Source organism: uncultured Lactobacillus sp., assembly GCF_945290125.1.
Lineage (GTDB): Bacteria > Bacillota > Bacilli > Lactobacillales > Lactobacillaceae > Lactobacillus > Lactobacillus rizhaonensis.
In genome coordinates this window covers 1-13,677 of the sequence record NZ_CALYQV010000048.1, presented here as the reverse complement: position 1 = coordinate 13,677, position 13,677 = coordinate 1, and the positions used below count along the sequence as shown (strand labels likewise).

General features: G+C 35.6%; 16 protein-coding genes and 1 pseudogene. All 17 read right to left on the bottom strand.

Annotated elements, in window-relative coordinates; genetic code table 11:
* The coding region (locus Q0K80_RS08000; protein ID WP_294605216.1) for a hypothetical protein at positions 1–640 on the bottom strand (640 nt) is incomplete at its 3' end.
* 42 nt (positions 641–682) lie between these two features.
* Positions 683–1,039, bottom strand: a complete 357-nt coding sequence (locus Q0K80_RS07995; protein WP_294605214.1) for a BppU family phage baseplate upper protein — start codon at positions 1,037–1,039, stop codon at positions 683–685.
* Between the two features lies 1 nt (position 1,040).
* Positions 1,041–1,247, bottom strand: coding sequence for a hypothetical protein (locus Q0K80_RS07990; protein ID WP_294605212.1), 207 nt, complete (start codon positions 1,245–1,247; stop codon positions 1,041–1,043).
* Positions 1,219–1,452, bottom strand: coding sequence for a hypothetical protein (locus tag Q0K80_RS07985; protein WP_294605211.1), 234 nt, complete (start codon positions 1,450–1,452; stop codon positions 1,219–1,221). Before Q0K80_RS07985 ends, Q0K80_RS07990 begins: the two co-directional genes overlap by 29 nt.
* Positions 1,445–3,244 (bottom strand): phage tail spike protein, encoded by a 1,800-nt coding sequence (locus Q0K80_RS07980; RefSeq protein ID WP_294605209.1) that lies wholly within the window; start codon positions 3,242–3,244, stop codon positions 1,445–1,447. The genes Q0K80_RS07985 and Q0K80_RS07980 overlap by 8 nt, the downstream gene beginning before the upstream one ends.
* Entirely contained in the window at positions 3,244–3,993 is a 750-nt protein-coding gene (locus Q0K80_RS07975) for a hypothetical protein (protein WP_294605207.1), read from the bottom strand. Before Q0K80_RS07975 ends, Q0K80_RS07980 begins: the two co-directional genes overlap by 1 nt.
* Positions 3,959–6,676 (bottom strand): hypothetical protein, encoded by a 2,718-nt coding sequence (locus Q0K80_RS07970; RefSeq protein ID WP_294605204.1) that lies wholly within the window; start codon positions 6,674–6,676, stop codon positions 3,959–3,961. The genes Q0K80_RS07975 and Q0K80_RS07970 overlap by 35 nt, the downstream gene beginning before the upstream one ends.
* Positions 6,677–6,724: 48 nt before the next feature.
* Positions 6,725–8,860 (bottom strand): phage tail tape measure protein, encoded by a 2,136-nt coding sequence (locus Q0K80_RS07965; RefSeq protein ID WP_294605202.1) that lies wholly within the window; start codon positions 8,858–8,860, stop codon positions 6,725–6,727.
* A gap of 179 nt (positions 8,861–9,039) precedes the next feature.
* Complete coding sequence (locus tag Q0K80_RS07960) at positions 9,040–9,399, bottom strand: hypothetical protein (protein WP_294605198.1); 360 nt, start codon at positions 9,397–9,399, stop codon at positions 9,040–9,042.
* A gap of 50 nt (positions 9,400–9,449) precedes the next feature.
* Entirely contained in the window at positions 9,450–10,052 is a 603-nt protein-coding gene (locus tag Q0K80_RS07955; RefSeq protein WP_294605196.1) for a major tail protein, read from the bottom strand.
* A 34-nt stretch (positions 10,053–10,086) separates the two neighbouring features.
* A complete protein-coding gene (locus tag Q0K80_RS07950) occupies positions 10,087–10,494 on the bottom strand; it encodes a hypothetical protein (RefSeq protein ID WP_294605193.1) in 408 nt (135 codons plus the stop codon).
* Positions 10,491–10,859, bottom strand: coding sequence for an HK97-gp10 family putative phage morphogenesis protein (locus Q0K80_RS07945; RefSeq protein WP_294605191.1), 369 nt, complete (start codon positions 10,857–10,859; stop codon positions 10,491–10,493). Before Q0K80_RS07945 ends, Q0K80_RS07950 begins: the two co-directional genes overlap by 4 nt.
* The gene (locus tag Q0K80_RS07940; protein WP_294605188.1) at positions 10,859–11,191 is read right to left on the bottom strand and encodes a head-tail adaptor protein; all 333 of its coding nucleotides are present in this window, start codon (positions 11,189–11,191) and stop codon (positions 10,859–10,861) included. The genes Q0K80_RS07945 and Q0K80_RS07940 overlap by 1 nt, the downstream gene beginning before the upstream one ends.
* A complete protein-coding gene (locus Q0K80_RS07935; protein WP_294605185.1) occupies positions 11,188–11,505 on the bottom strand; it encodes a head-tail connector protein in 318 nt (105 codons plus the stop codon). The genes Q0K80_RS07940 and Q0K80_RS07935 overlap by 4 nt, the downstream gene beginning before the upstream one ends.
* Before the next feature lie 17 nt (positions 11,506–11,522).
* Positions 11,523–12,686, bottom strand: a complete 1,164-nt coding sequence (locus tag Q0K80_RS07930) for a phage major capsid protein (protein WP_294605182.1) — start codon at positions 12,684–12,686, stop codon at positions 11,523–11,525.
* Positions 12,687–12,722: 36 nt separating this feature from the next.
* Positions 12,723–13,352, bottom strand: coding sequence for an HK97 family phage prohead protease (locus Q0K80_RS07925; RefSeq protein WP_365935467.1), 630 nt, complete (start codon positions 13,350–13,352; stop codon positions 12,723–12,725).
* Positions 13,306–13,677 (bottom strand): annotated as a pseudogene (locus Q0K80_RS07920) (phage portal protein); the annotation flags it as partial. The gene Q0K80_RS07925 and the pseudogene Q0K80_RS07920, both read right to left, overlap by 47 nt.

Sequence of the window (13,677 nt, the reverse complement as noted above, 5' to 3'; positions counted from 1 at the left end):
AAGTTGTATTCGGCTTAACTGGTATTTTAATTGTTCTAGCATACTTTTCTGTCGTTACTTTATTTCCAAGCGGAGCATTTTTACTGTCACTGCCATCTACGTAACAATCAGGTTCATTGGATTCAATCATTGAAGTATTAAAAAGGTTAGGTCCTAAACCTTCTTTAGAACCTTCTACAGAGTCTGTGGGTATTTTAATGTGATTATAGTATGTTAACTTATTGCGTGAAATAACATTATCGGCAATCTGATTACCAAAAATTTGATTAATAGAATTGCCATTATCGTCAACTAAAAATCTGTCCTGAATGTTAATTAGAATATAATTATTATTTAAATCAAAATAACCTAAAACGACTTCATTTGGGGTTAACGTAACTAAATCTTTGATTTCAATTTGCAGTGTTTCTATATTAAAGATTACAAATTGTACTAATTTGTTAAAAGTAATGGTTTGATTGGCATTAGCACAGGCAAAACTATTGTTACCAATTGTTACTGTTAAATTAGGCGGCAAAGTTAAAGTTTTATTTTTTTGGCTTAAAACTAATTTTCCATTATTAGTATAAATATAATTATTACGTGCACTGCCAAGATAGGTTTTAAATTTATCAATTTCTTCCTGGCTTGCATTAGTCATAGACTTAATAATTTGTTGAATTTCTGAATCATAATTATCACTCTAAAAAATTGGTGATATTGCTTCTTCAACATTAATCTGAAAGTTTTGTGTTGAAACAACGCCGTTAATTTGAAAATAAGCTGTCTTAATAATTCCTGGACAAGTGCCTACCTCGTTATTCAATGTATAAGTTATAATGTTACCGATTACACTAGCGTTTTCTCTGACATATTTATAATCAGGTTTTATGCACATAAATACAGCGCTCTTAATATCCGAAACTGTTTGACCATGATCCGTAATTGTTGCAATGATTTGTGTGCTCCCCAAACCACCGTCTTTGCGGCGAAAGGTAACCGGCTCATTGATAACAGGACGGGTTTTATCCAGTTCTAAATTTAACCGGAATACATCCAATTTACTTCACCACCTCATCGACCATTTTTTTGAAGTCAGCTAAATCAGAATTAATCTGCTCACTATCTGTATCAGCACTATAATTGACGCTGATATTAATATTCTTAGTATCTAAATAAACACTGGCATTAAATTGAGCTAGCTGTTTACCATTACTATCAGTTGATTGGCCATTTAAATTAATTGTTTTTCTGGTTGTTAGTGCCATCTTTCTTTGCCTCCGTAATTAATAAATCCTCAGGAAATGCTTCAGGAACGTTTTTAAATAAGATTTTAATGATCGCTATTAATTTTTTGTTTTTGGCTCGTTCCATAAGCAGTAATTTATCTTTGTTAGCAGATTCAGCAGCGAATTCCGTTAATAAATCTGTGGCTTCAATTGAATTTAATTTCTGTTCATTTAATTTAGGCAAAAGCTAATTTTCTCCCTCCATAATAAAGTGAATTACCTTGAGCTGTTATTTTATAATCTCCTATCCATATCCAGGCGTCGCGCAACATTCCAAGTGCGTATACACCATTAATCTGTCCATCAACCGTTAAAGCCGGTGTGGAAATCCCATATGATGATATGTGAACGCCTTGCATATCAATATTTGTATCTCCACGAATTTTCACACCTTCTATATAACCACCACGAATATTGCTTCCATTAATATCAGCAGCATTTATTTGACCAGCATTAACAATTACACTGTTTAATGTCCCGGAATTAATAGTTGTACCATTAAGAACATTCCCATAAATATTATTAGCAATGAAATTGCCACGAGCATCCATACCAGTCATTACCGTGCCATCTTTAGCATGAAATCCCACGCCATGGTCATCAATTAAAAGGTAACCATAATCAGTGTGAATTTCCATTTGAGTAGCTTCGGCTAAAGTTGGAATCCAGCGAATAACATTAGTGCCACCGGAATTCATAAAGTTTGTCATATCCGCGCGAGCATCATCAATTTTCTTTTGAAATTCGGCAGCTTTCATCTTCCATTGCAAATCACGCTGTTCCTGTTCATCTGATAAATGAGTATCTCCGGCAATACGGTTGTCGGTTTCTTCCTGCAATTTTTCATCAGACTTGTCATCAGCGGTCTTACGATTATCTGTTTCATCTTTAATCCTTTTTTCCAATTTTCGAAATAAGTTTGCTGGCTGGGTACCAGCCTTGATTGTTGTATTAGTATTCTTTAAAGGATTAAATTCTCGTTCCACGATTGGTAGTTCAATATCCAAATTAAAATCAGGATCATGGATTCTGGCCAAGTCACCAATGTTGATTCTTTGCATTCGCTTAGAACCATATTCAGAGATATTAATCGAAACAACATAATCAGGAATGTCAATTCCGGGATTTTCCTCAAAATATTTGGCGGATAAGTCATCCATATCAATTAAATTATCTACTCTATCGGAATAATCTACGTATTTACGATAAACTCTGGAATAATTATCAAGATACTTAGAATTAACAGCCTGTCCATACTGCAAGTGATTTTCAGGGACGTGAGTAACATTATCGGGAGTGCCTTTTGCATCCTTCATTTTAAAATATGGAACCATCTGAGTAACTTTGCCGTCAAAACTCCTATTAATGGTTAAACCAGCAATATTTTTACCCTTGCGCACATTAACGATATTGCTTGACTGTTTAGGTGCTAAATTAATCTGGTTGTACCATCGCTCAATGCGGCCATCAACTATCTGGCATAAAGAATTGCTTTCTCCTACCAAAATTGCATTAGGGTTGCTATTGGTATAAATAACACCTGTATCTTTAATCGTGGTATTAACGGTAGAGCTAAACATAAACCCGTGGTGCGGCAAGTCTAGCATAGACTGCATTTCAGATAAAATCTGACTAGGAGTTTTGCCATCAACACTTAATTCACCACGTGCATAAGCATCGTTTGAAAGCATTGAATAGTGATTACAGTTAACTGTCATAATACTAGGATTACTTTTTACATCCGTGCTTTTTATCCAAAAAATATCCCAATCACGTTGCTGTGAAGAGTTAATTTTAATAAACATTTCAGGCTTAATTAATTCATAATATTTACTAGATACTGGCACATCAAATGTTAAAGTATATTCACCGTTAAACTTCTCTACTATGGAGTTGTCACTCAATATTGCATCGGAAATAATCCCTAATCCTGTTTGGGAAAAGTCTGTATCAGTTTTATAAAGAATAGGTTTCATTAAATCAGCCTCCAGCGAGGATATAAATTAATTTTTAAATTAGAATTAATATTTATATCCCCTGTTGGCAATTCAGGAAATTCTTGAGTAGCGTCAAACGTACTGTTGTATAACTGATTATTAGCATAAACATCTTGTTGTAATTCATCACAATCAATCGTGGCATTTGTTGGTAAACCAGTAAATTTATAGCTTTTATTATTAATTTGCAAATTTAAGTCACCTCCTGCTGGAACCTCTATTAGAGGTTTTGAAGAAAAAGGAAACTGATTATTAATGGTTAACTGATTGATATTTAAATACTTATTGGGAGGTACATAATATTTAAAAGCATCAGCTGTTACTTTTAATTTAAGCTCTTGCCAATTAGATAGCCTGGATAATCTAGATACATCAAGAGCATCAGATATTTTTATATGATAGGCAAAATTAGGTTCTAGATAACTAATAAACTCTATATAATCTGGCGTATCGAACAGTTTATAAAGCTTAGATAAATATAAAGTTTTTTCAAATTCATTATCGGCCTTAACGATTATTGTTAAATTACCTGTACGATTTTCGTATGAATTTTCATCAGAAAATTTTTGACGACTGGCACCAGGGATTTCAATAGTTGAAAACTTTCTTTTAGGCATACTAAAAACGGGCGCTGTCTCTAAAAAAGAATGCAGCTCCCGATTTGAAATATTATTAACTATAAATTCAGCTTCTCTAATAATAAATACCTCCTCCCATAGCAGCAGCATCAGAATTAAGTAGTTTCTTAAGTTCTGATTGAACAGATTCAGCTACTTTTCTGCCTATATTTTGACTATCTTTATTACCACTAGCGTTAACAGTAACATTGATATTAAATGAATTATTTGTACTTTGATTGTTAATAACGCTTGTAATATTGGTTGCACTAGGTAATTTTTCAAACTCCGCAACTACATGGCTGAATTTTGGGGTTCCATTGGAAAATTGTGGAATATTAAAAAGCTTCTGTGTTTGCCGTGCAGGCACAATTTCTGTATGTTTTGGTAAGTTAAGCAATACATTGCGCCCGTGTGGTATAAACATTTCTCCTGAATTAAGTTTAATTAATTCTCGGAAAACTGGTCCTTGTTCGTCGTTAACAATGGTTGGACCACCTTCGAAATCAGTAGTTCCACCTGCATGACCGGTAATTCTTTGAACAAAAGTTTTGAAAAAATGTGTTACAGGATTGGTATGATTCCAACGTAAGATGGAATTAATAGCACTGTTGGCAGGGCCACTAGTATTGTCTTGGCCTTTTAAATGATGCAAAACGGGTATTTTACCATTAAAAAATCCAATTGCGCTTCCACCCCTAGACGATTCGTATCTAATACTGTTAGAGTCACCTTTAAACGGTTTGGTTAACACTCTATAATCATTATGAAACTTTTGTGCGTTTTGACTACGTCTTGAATTATCTTCAATATCTGTCGAATTGCCTTTAAAATGTTTAACATTTACTGGTTTATTATTATGATTATCAATAGCTTTTCCAGCCGCACTAATATTACCTAACAGTTGAACATTATTTCCGTTGAGTTTCTTAACTAAGACTTGTTTGCCATTGTAATTTATAATTCCATTTTCCCCAACTTTTAATTTATTAATAATATCCTGATTATGAGCTGTTAGGCTTTTAGGCGCAATAAAAGTATGATTGTAATTTTGGACTAAAATACCAGCATCTTTTAATTTTTGAACGGCCGTGGCACTATTAATTATTAAATTCTTTTTTGAATCAGGTAAACTGTCAAAATTACCATAAGCAGCAACTAAATTTGCTAAGTCTAAAGCAGAATTTCCTGTATGCACAATGGCCTGTTTATCTTGATAATTAAGGCCATTCCATTGGCCATTTTTAATCATTGCAGCTATGATAGGTGCACTTGCTTTATCATTAACAATAGCATCATGAGCAATTGTATCTATACCATTCCATTTACCCACTTGATTAAGTTCATTAACTATAGTTGCTGTACCCTTATCGTGGATAATGGCATCTTTATCTCTTAAAGGCATTTTATTCCAAGTACCGGTTTGTGTCATTGCAGCGATTAAAGTCGCTGTCGCTTTATCGCGAACGATTGCTTGTTGCTCTTTCAAGGTTAAACTATTCCAAATACCAGCTTTTACTAAACTATTAACAATTTCACGTTGGGCATTGCCACCGACTAATAATTTTTGTTCTTTAGGACTCAGCTGATTCCATTTGCCTAAATTAATAAGCATATTTGTAACTTCGGCGTTACCTTTTCCTTCAACCACAGCCTTTTGAGCCTTAGGCGAAATATTGTTCCATTGTCCAATTTTTGTTAATAGATTAATTAAATCACGGGAACCTTGTTGTCTAACTAAAAATTTTTGCTGCTTTGGAGATAATTTATTCCACTCATTAGCGGATATTAAAGCTTGAGCCAATTCCTCGCGACCCTTAGCATGAACGATTGCAGTTTGTTGTTTAGGAGTTAGTTTATCCCAGTCATTAATTCCTGCAATCATTTCTTGCATTTCTTTTTTACCTTTGCCTTGAATTGCAAGTAAAGCTTTTTTATCTTCCCAAGGTAAATCTTTCCAACGGTTACTTTGAATAGCAGCTTCGGCAATCATTGATTTTGCATTGGAGTCAATCTTTGCATGCTTACCTATAAATTTTAGCTTTTCCCAGCCTTGACCAGTCTTTGCAATATCGTTTAAAGTTTGCTGAGCATTAGTGTTAATTTTCCCTGTTTTAGGGTTTAACACAATGGAGTTCCACATATCACCGGCCTTTTTAGCTGTTTGACTAACATTTCCATATGTTTGAGCCACCGAGCTGAGTTTATCCTTATGTTTATCTAATAAAGTACCGACTTGACCCCAAGTAGTTTTATTTAGTTTAAGAATTTCATTTAGACGGTAACCGTGTTCAGTACCATATTGTTTTTCTAAACCAGCGATTACCCCTAAATTATCGTTGACTTTTTGAGAGTGGTCCTTGTCTAAGGCTGACATCATTTTGTTATATTGCTGTTTACTGATTAAACCATCTTTATAAAGATTTTTAATTTTATCAGCATTTTTGATATAAGCCCGCTGTTCATTTTCTAAAGCATTTGTGATTTGATTTTCAGTGTCTTGCGCTTGCTGCTTAGTCAAGTTTTTAACGTCACCATTTAAGGCTTTTAAAACAGTTTTCTTTTTACTGTTGGAAATACCTAAGATTTTAATCTCATCTTCGCCCAATTTTTTTTGAGCATTAAGAACATAGGTTCTCTGTTCAGCTGACAGCTTATTCATATTGCCGTTATGAGATTTTAAAATATTAGAAATATTATTGCTTAAGCTTTTAGCATTGCTAATAGTTTTATTGTTTGCCTTGACTTGTTCTGTGACCGATTTTTCAGAAACATCCCGAACACTTTCGGGCAAATCTTTAAGCGTATTTTTTAGCCGCCTCTTAATATCTTTACCAGTTGCTTATACTTGATCGCCCATAGATTTAAAGGCAGCAGCTGCTTTTTTACCATCACCTGTGCTGCTTTGTGCAAAGGCATCTAATTGAGCTGAGGCTTGATTGTTGAAGTTTTTAAATTTACCTAAGGCGTGGTCTGCATAACTTCCAACATCAGTCCCCCAACGTCTAGTACGTTCTTTAGAACGATCTACCATGGCTTGATAAGTAGCCCAGCCGGCTAAACCTGTGCCTAAAGCTAAAGTAACAGCTGCAATTGCTGCAGGCATTAATCCCAAACTTGTAGTGGCCACGGTACTGGAAACCGCAGCACCTTTAAGGGCTGTTCCAGCAGCACCAGCACCAGTAGTTAAAGCCGCAGTTGAACCTTTAGCAATATTAGCTGCTTTACCAAAATTGCCTAAATTAAAGGCTGTTTGACTAACACTTGTGTGTAATAACTTAAATCCTGAGGCACCAGCCTCGCTAGCAGCTTTAAAACGACTAATCGTTAAAGCAGTACCGCCAAAGGCCTTGGATAATCCACTAATGACACTAACTCCGCCACCTAATAATTTAAAGGCTGGAGCAGATACTGCTACCAGGGCAGCCCATTTAATAATATTCTGCTGTGTAGCCTTATCTAAATCGCCGAATTTTTTGACCATTTCAGTTAAATCTTTGATTAGTGGCATAATTGCTGGTATTAAATTTTGACCCATATTAATGGCTAAAACATGCAATGATTCCTTAAAGCGGTCAATTTTAGCTGATGCTGTGTTATTCATCGTGTCAGCAATCTTTTTAGTTGAGCCCGTTGCTTGTTCCGTTTTAGTTGTTAAATCTTGCAAAGCATCTCCGCCTTGGCTTACTAAAGCGTTCATTCCCGCTTGTGCCTCAGTTCCAAAAGCCATGGCAATGGCAGCTGCTCTTTGTTCTTTAGTCCAACCAGCAGTATTATTTTTTATCTGATTCAAAATTTGCGGTAAAGTTAATGAATGATTCTTAAATGCTGATACATTAATACCTAATTCTTTAAAGCCTTGAATATTTTGTTTAGTAGGCTTCATTAAACGAGTTAATGCTGAACGTAATGCAGTACCAGCAACGCTACCTTCTATACCTTGATTACTCATTAGGCCGATGGCAGCCGCTGTTTGTTCAAGACTAATTCCAGCAGCATGAGCGGTAGGGCCTACATAGGTCATAGCATCGCCCATATCTTGGAAACCAGCAGCAGTTGCGTTTGCTGTATAGGTTAAACTATCAGTAACGCGCTTTGTGTTTTTTAACATTCCAGCAGTAGTATTTGATTTCAGTCCAAACTGCTCCAATGTTGAAGTTGAAACACGCATTACATCATTAAAATCATCACCTGAAGCTCTTGTGGCGGCCAAAATTGACGGCATAGCTCCCAAGGCTTGTTTAGCAGAATATCCACGCTTGACTAACTCTTCAAGGCCTGCATTAATCTTGGTAGTAGAAACTCCATACTCTACCGCCCAACGCTTGGAGGCTGAAGCCATTTGGTCTAATTCACGGCGAACAGAGGCCGTAATTTTACCGTTTTTGCTGAGCAAAGGACCAATCTTATCGATTTGAGAATTAAAGTCAATGGCAGATTTAGCAGCATAGCCAAAGCCCGCAACAATAGGAGCAGTAACATAAGTGGTCATAGTACTACCTAAATTTCTCATTTTTCGCCCAGCAGCTAATCCCGCATCGCCAAAAGCCGTTGTGGCTTTACCTGCTTTATACCATGCAGAGCTTTGCTGATTAATTTGAAGTCCTAATCTGTTCATTTCTCCTGCAAGTTTTGTTGCTTGAGCTTGAGTGCGATTAAAAGCAGCAGCAGCGTTTGCTTGACGGGAGGTTAATTTCTTTTGCTCCTCAGAGGTAGCAGCTGTTTTACTGATTAACTGGTCATATTTAGCTCTTTGCGCATCCAATTTAGCATTATAATTATTAATCTGTTGCTGCATAGAAGCATAAGTAGACCTCATACCGTTTAAGCTGCCGCCAAAGGCTTTAACGGTTCTCTCTTGAGCAGTTAAAGCAGCTCCAGTAGCACGAATAGTAGCATTTAAAGCATTTGCACTTTGTTTAAATGGATCAATATTAAGAGTAACAACACCAGCTAAATGTCCTATACTTCCAGCCATGTTTAACCTCCTTTCCTATTTATTTTTGGAAAACAAAAGCGGAAAGGCCTTATCGATAGGGACTTCCCGCTCTTCGTAAATTTTATTAATATGTTCGATATCGTACATAGTCATCTTGTCAATCTCAAACAGTTTATAACCTTGTTTCATCAAGGACTTATAAAAATCATTTAAATTATCTATTGATTTTTGGATTGACTGTTCGGTAATTTTTTTAAATTTGCACCATTATCATCATCTTCATCAGTTGAACCCAAACAATCATTAGCCACCTTACTAATTACTGCCATGGCCTTCTGATTGGCACCATTTAATACATCTTCTTTATTAAATTGCTTATTCCAAAAATTAACGGCAAATTGTGCCACCTCGTCTGAATTTTTTCTATAATCCTGATCGGTTGGGCCATCTTTTTTGTCATACATTTTCGTTTGGTGCTGTGTTAAAATCAGAACCTGAGTAATGTCTTTCAAGAATGGCTCATCGGTGCGCTTAAAAGTTTGATTTTTGCCATCAATCTTTAATGTTATTTCATACATAATTTATCCTCCAACTCGTTTCACCTTTGATCGTCTCTGTTCTTTTGGTACTAGCCAGCAGTATTATTGCCAGTTACTTTTTGGACTAATTTGGCTTCATCATCCGTGGCTGGAAAAACTGCTTTTTCAAACTCAGAATAAACAAAATCTGGATTATCTTCACGGCCAATTAGCATTACTAAAGCATCTTCATCATCTCCACGAGGAGAGAAGTTACCGGTAGTATCATCCGTGGCCACATCTGGGGTGCTATCAATAGTTTTTGCGTCTAAGCTTGGAATAGAAAATTTACCCTTTAATAAAGCTACATAAACCCCTTTATTATCATCCATATGAGATTTAAACATTACAGCAATATCATTAGGCATTAAATTTTTACGATATGCTTCAATTCCATTAATTAAATCAATACCAAAGAAATCCTTACGTGCTTTCGAAGTCATATCTGCTAACTTAACATCTAAGGTTGCGCTAGAAATACCACTTGATAATTGAACGTAAGGACCATCATCGGCAGCAAAAGATTTGATTTCATTTTTAATTTCCAGTTTTGCTTCAGTTAATCCAGGTATTCGTTGAATTCCGTCTGTACATAAATTATTTTTTACTACTGCATATTTAAAATCTCGTGCACCTATCTTTACTTTTCCCATTACAACCTCTTCTTTCGTATAAAAAAAGGACTCTTTAGAGTCCTAAATATTGAAAATTAGCGGTAAACATTAATAAATCTGAAATATCAACATCAACATAATGGTTTTCATAATAACGTTCATAACCACTATCTCGCATTAATTGATAAATCAGTTGCTCAATATCAGCCGCTAACTGTAACTTATATTTATTTATCCAAAAATCTACTTGTACTTTTGGATATTCTATTAAGCGCTGATCATCAGCGTAATCAGCTTCATCACATGGAATATTAGTTACTCTAATCCAAGGAGCATTAATACTTTTTAAAAAATCATTTTCAGGCGTTCCAAGATAAACGGGATTAACTGCTAAAGGCTGGTCTCGGGCTTTATCCATGAGCTCCGTTAACTTTTGACTTTTGTCCAAAATTTTAGAAACTTCGACATCAGCTAGTTTCATAATTTTAAATCCTCAAGAAATTTATCTAGAATTGGCTGTTTAGTTTGTTCTTGTGCTTTTTCAATGAAATGCTGGGGGTCTTGCTTGGAAGTACCTGAATTAGGGAAGTGGGCAATACGGCCTTTAATATTGTCATAACCAACCTGAGCCTCATATTCGCCGGTTCTTGTGGAATTAATAACTTTGGTGTGTTCCTTTAAAGGGCCTAAGCCCGAGTGGTCTTGCACACTTTGAGGCGTGTCTTCCATCAACTTTTCTTTAAAAATATTGCCTCCATCTCGGACAGCTTTCCGGGCTTTTTTATCAAACCCATCTTCCAAAATTTGAACATTATTTAACATTTCTTCTAAACCACTGACTGCCATTATTTCACCGCCTTACACTCAATTTTGGTAATATCACGTTTATCGTAGTCCTCATCAACTCCAGTAATTTCGTAATCTTTATCCCGCCAAACCACAATCCAGGTTGAATCTATTGGTTGGTGAACATTAAAACGAATTGCAAAATTAGGTGATTCTCGGCGATAACCAACTTTTGTTGTGGGATTGCGGAATTCTCTAATCGGAGTATTTAATAGTTCAGCCCAGCAGGAATACACGCATTTACTTTTTCCATTAACGGGTACATTATTTTCATCTTTACTATAACTAGTTTCCCAAAATTCAATACGTTCAGTCATTCTAGTAGTTCTCATTCACTATCACCTTCTGTAATTTCAGAACGTAGTTGATTAATGATATTTACTACCGACTGGTTAGCTAGCGGAAAACGCATGACCTCTGAGCCCATACCACGATAATCGTAATCTTCTTTAACAATTTTCATAATTGCTACAAAAAAGCGAGGCTCATCTTTAAAATCATCAGGTTTAGACTGGTCTTTAATAGCAGCACATAGCTCTAAAGCTGCAGATTCAATAAGTTCATGTAAAACATCATCATCAAAATTTTGATCAATTTTGCAATAATTCTTAAGGGTGGCGAATTGTTCCGGTGTGAGTTCATACATTTAATTACGCTCCTTTACTAGGACTTTTTAGTACTTGAACCACTTCCAGATGATTGTGTTACAAAATAACCAGCTTTCTCATCAGCAACTTCCACATCAAACCGAGTTGCAGCCTGTAAATATTGGCCAAAGATTTCATTATCAACCCAGCGAACTTGGATATCTAACCGATCCGCCATCACAACAGCACGTTGGATATCACCAATAAAGGCATTAGCATCCCCAGCTTTGCCTAATAATTCATCTTCAATTACATAAATAGGGATGCCAATAACCCGAACTGGAGAACCATCAACGATTGGCTGCTGTAATAAGTAGCGACCATCTTTGTCTTTTAAAGTATCTAACCAGTTATAAAAGCTTTGAGATGCAATGATGACTTTTTGGTAAGCAGGATCTAAATCTACATTGACAATGTGTTTTAAATCATCAACTGCATCACCAGCAATAGATTTAGCAGTAAAACCTTTGATTTTATCGGCAATTGCAGCATTAGTAGTATTAATTTTTTGTTCTAAAGCATTACGGGAAACGATACCCAATAAATCAACAGCAGAATCTGCAATAGCTTCATTTGAAACTGGAATAGCACCACGATAAGTCTTAACTTCCCAAGAAACCTTTTTAAATTCAGGTTTAGCTAAATCAGGATTCTTTTCCAATTCATCAACTGGAATTAAACCAGCTGTGGCACGTTTCAAAATCGGATATTTTCCAGCTGCGGTATTAGCTTTGAAATGCTGTACTAATTTAGATAAATCAGTAACAGTTTTAACTTCATTTTCAGGATTATATACAATATCTTCTGGAATTGTTACATCTGCATCAGGACTCTTTAAACCATCACGAGTAGCTCCTTTTGTGTGTAAATAAGCATTTAAAGCGTCTCGTAATTCAGTATTTCCGCCATCTAATTTACGAATTTTAGTTGGTTTTGGTTCTGGTTTCGGGTCATTACCCCGTTTTGCAGCTTCATAATCCTTAATTTTCTTATTATTGGCTTCAATTTCATCAACTAATTTACGAACTTCAGCAGCTTGTTTGTCTGCACGTTCCATCTCTTCATCAGTTGCCTTGTCATTTTCTAAAATTGAACGCATTTCAGTTTGTAGCTTAGTTTTACGTTCTAATTTTTCTTTATTTTTCGCTTGTAATGAGCGAATCATTTCATCAATAGTCATATATTTACCCCTTTTTGGTATTAAAATAGCCACCGACTAATAATCGATGGCTTCTAAAATGTTTAATTTTTTTAGTAAATCCTTGCGTTTTTGGCTACGTGCCTCAATTAATGGGCCTTCTTTAATCTGTTTAGCTCGCTCTAACGATCGAGCTCCGACTGTGGTATCCAAATATGCCGGAGTCGTTACTACACTTACATCATATAAATGGTCAATCTTACGGATTGTCCGCACATAATCAATACCTTCTTCATCAGACTTTTGCCAGTCATCAGCAGAATCATCATCTGGCAAGGTAAAGGCAAATGAACACTTATTTAAGATGCCAGCGCGAATATTTTCTAAAACGTCATGAGCAATTGTTGTATCTGGCATTGTAATAGCAAATCTTAACCCTACATCATCAATATTTAACGTCATATTTGCATCCACCCGACCAATAATCTGGGATTGATCATGGTTAAAAGTAGCTACTGTACTGCGCATATCAGCACCGTTTAAACAATTTCTATCTAAGGTTTCCACAAAAGTAGTAAACACACCTAAAACTTGCGAACGTGTATTAAATTTCAGCGCATAACCTTCAATAACATTTCCACCGCTTTCAGCTTCACGAGTTTCAACTGCTGTTTGAATTGTTCTGATTTCCTTGTCCAAAGCTTCCACCTCCTTTCAGGGCTTGATATTTGGATTTATCATCTAAATTAACCGTATTAAGAGTTGATTGGAATTTCTCCATATCTTCATTTTTAGATGCTTTCTTACCAATTTCTTGACGTGCTTCGTTTGGTGTCATAATTGCATTATTAATTGCGATTTGGGCATCCTGTATACTCATACCAACTTCTTTGCGGATATCAAACTCAAAATGATATTTGTGACGGTCAGAATCATTTAATAATTTCATCTGAAATTCGTTGATAATCGGCTCAAAATAAAAAGGCAAATCATATCTGACATAGCCTTCTTGAAGTTGTTTAACCGACTGATT

Coding starts and splice junctions, on each gene's coding strand:
- Q0K80_RS07990 (WP_294605212.1), bottom strand. CDS start 1,247: ATGGCACTAACAACCAGAAAAACAATTAATTTAAATGGCCAATCAACT.
- Q0K80_RS07980 (WP_294605209.1), bottom strand. CDS start 3,244: ATGAAACCTATTCTTTATAAAACTGATACAGACTTTTCCCAAACAGGA.
- Q0K80_RS07975 (WP_294605207.1), bottom strand. CDS start 3,993: ATGCTGCTGCTATGGGAGGAGGTATTTATTATTAGAGAAGCTGAATTT.
- Q0K80_RS07965 (WP_294605202.1), bottom strand. CDS start 8,860: ATGGCTGGAAGTATAGGACATTTAGCTGGTGTTGTTACTCTTAATATT.
- Q0K80_RS07960 (WP_294605198.1), bottom strand. CDS start 9,399: ATGTATGAAATAACATTAAAGATTGATGGCAAAAATCAAACTTTTAAG.
- Q0K80_RS07955 (WP_294605196.1), bottom strand. CDS start 10,052: ATGGGAAAAGTAAAGATAGGTGCACGAGATTTTAAATATGCAGTAGTA.
- Q0K80_RS07950 (WP_294605193.1), bottom strand. CDS start 10,494: ATGAAACTAGCTGATGTCGAAGTTTCTAAAATTTTGGACAAAAGTCAA.
- Q0K80_RS07945 (WP_294605191.1), bottom strand. CDS start 10,859: ATGGCAGTCAGTGGTTTAGAAGAAATGTTAAATAATGTTCAAATTTTG.
- Q0K80_RS07940 (WP_294605188.1), bottom strand. CDS start 11,191: ATGAGAACTACTAGAATGACTGAACGTATTGAATTTTGGGAAACTAGT.
- Q0K80_RS07935 (WP_294605185.1), bottom strand. CDS start 11,505: ATGTATGAACTCACACCGGAACAATTCGCCACCCTTAAGAATTATTGC.
- Q0K80_RS07930 (WP_294605182.1), bottom strand. CDS start 12,686: ATGACTATTGATGAAATGATTCGCTCATTACAAGCGAAAAATAAAGAA.